Source organism: Streptomyces yokosukanensis, from assembly GCF_001514035.1.
GTDB lineage: Bacteria > Actinomycetota > Actinomycetes > Streptomycetales > Streptomycetaceae > Streptomyces > Streptomyces yokosukanensis.
Map to the genome: position 1 here is coordinate 1 of NZ_KQ948282.1, position 1,504 is coordinate 1,504.

The 1,504-nt window shown below is 70.1% G+C and carries 2 protein-coding genes; one reads left to right on the top strand and one right to left on the bottom strand.

The window, feature by feature from the left end; all coding sequences use genetic code 11:
* Positions 1-27: 27 nt before the first annotated feature.
* A protein-coding gene (locus AQI95_RS46185) for an IS5 family transposase (RefSeq protein ID WP_425264984.1) occupies positions 28-953 on the bottom strand; the annotation gives its coding sequence in 2 pieces (ribosomal slippage) (positions 28-513 and positions 516-953; 924 coding nt in all).
* A gap of 134 nt (positions 954-1,087) precedes the next feature.
* Between AQI95_RS46185 and AQI95_RS44165 the strand changes: the two genes are divergently transcribed.
* Positions 1,088-1,504 (top strand): NUDIX hydrolase, encoded by a 417-nt coding sequence (locus AQI95_RS44165; RefSeq protein ID WP_244189130.1) that lies wholly within the window; start codon positions 1,088-1,090, stop codon positions 1,502-1,504.

A 1,504-nucleotide genomic window follows, 5' to 3' on the forward strand; every position in this document is an offset into this window, starting at 1 on the left:
CGCGTGTCCGGGCGATCACGTGCGAAGTCAGATGACCAGGGATGCGACGGTGACGGTGCCGAGGAAGACGTAGTCGCGCTTGTCGTAGCGGCCGGCGACGGCCCGGAACCCCTTCAGTTTGTTGATGGCCCGTTCCACGGTGTTGCGCTTTTTGTGTCGTTCGCGATCAAAGCCCGGCGGCCTGCCGCCTCGTGAGCCCCGGCGTAGGCGGGCATTCTTGTGGTCCTTCTTCTCTGGGATGACGTGCCGGATTCCGCGACGGCGCAGGTAGGCACGGATGGTACGGCTGCTGTACGCCTTATCTGCGCTGACGCTGTCCGGGCGTCGGCGCGGACGGCCCGGCCCGGTCCGCGGTACCCGGATCTTTTCCATGACCGGCTCGAACTGGGTGCAGTCGGCCCGCTGCCCCGGGGTGACTACCAGGGACAGGGGCCGGCAGGAGCCGTCCGCGCTCAGATGCAGCTTGGTGCTGAACCCGCCGCGCGAGCGGCCCAGGCCCTCGCCCGCCGCGCCACCGCCGCCAGGCGGGCCAACGGGCTCAACCACCGCCTCTCGTCCTGACGTTCGGGACCGGGTGCCCCCTTTGTGGAGCCGGGGGCCGGGAGTGGTGTCCGGCGGGCGCCGGCCGCGTCCTGGTGGGCACGCATGACGGTGGAGTCCACCGAGATGTCCCAGTCGATGCCGCCCTCGGCGTCGGCGGCGGCCAGGATCTGCTGGAACAGGCGCTCCCAGGTGCCGTCGGCCGACCACAGCCGGTGGCGCTCATACGCCGTCTTCCAGGGGCCGAACCGTTCTGGCAGGTCCCGCCACGGCACCCCGGTCCGTATCCGGTGAAGTATCCCGTTGATCACCTGCCGGTGGTCGCGCCAGCGGCCGCACCGGCCGTTGCTCACGGGCAGCAGCGGCTCAAGCCGCTCCCATTGCCCGTCCGACAGCTCCCCTCGCCCAGTCATGCTCCGGTCAACGCGCAGGGCGGTGATCGGATACGCCCCTACAGTGGGGCCATGGCAGCAGACCAGCACCCGGATGTCGTCATCAGCAGCGGTATCGAGATGCCCGTCACCGCCGACGGCGAGCGGTGGGCGCGGTGATCCTCGACCAGCAGGGCCGGGCCTTCGCCCAGAAACGCAGCCCCGACCGACGGCTCTTCCCTGACTGCTGGGACATCGTGGGCGGCCACGTTGAGTCCGGCGAGACCCTGCTGGACACGCTCGTGCGGGAGGTCTGGGAAGAGACGGGGTGGCGTCTGTGCCGGGTCCGGCGCCTGCTCGGCGTCACTACCTGGACCGGCGACGACGGCGACGGGTTGCGGCACGAGGCCGACTACCTCGTCGAGGTCGACGGCGATCTAGACCACCCCGCCCTGGAATGGTCCAAGCACACCGCCTACGACTGGTTCGGCCCCGAAGACCTGCCCCGGCTCAAGGCGAACCGCGTACCCGGGGAGTTCCTCATCCACGACCTGGTCGCCGCGGCGCTACAAGATCGCCCGGACACGCTCTAG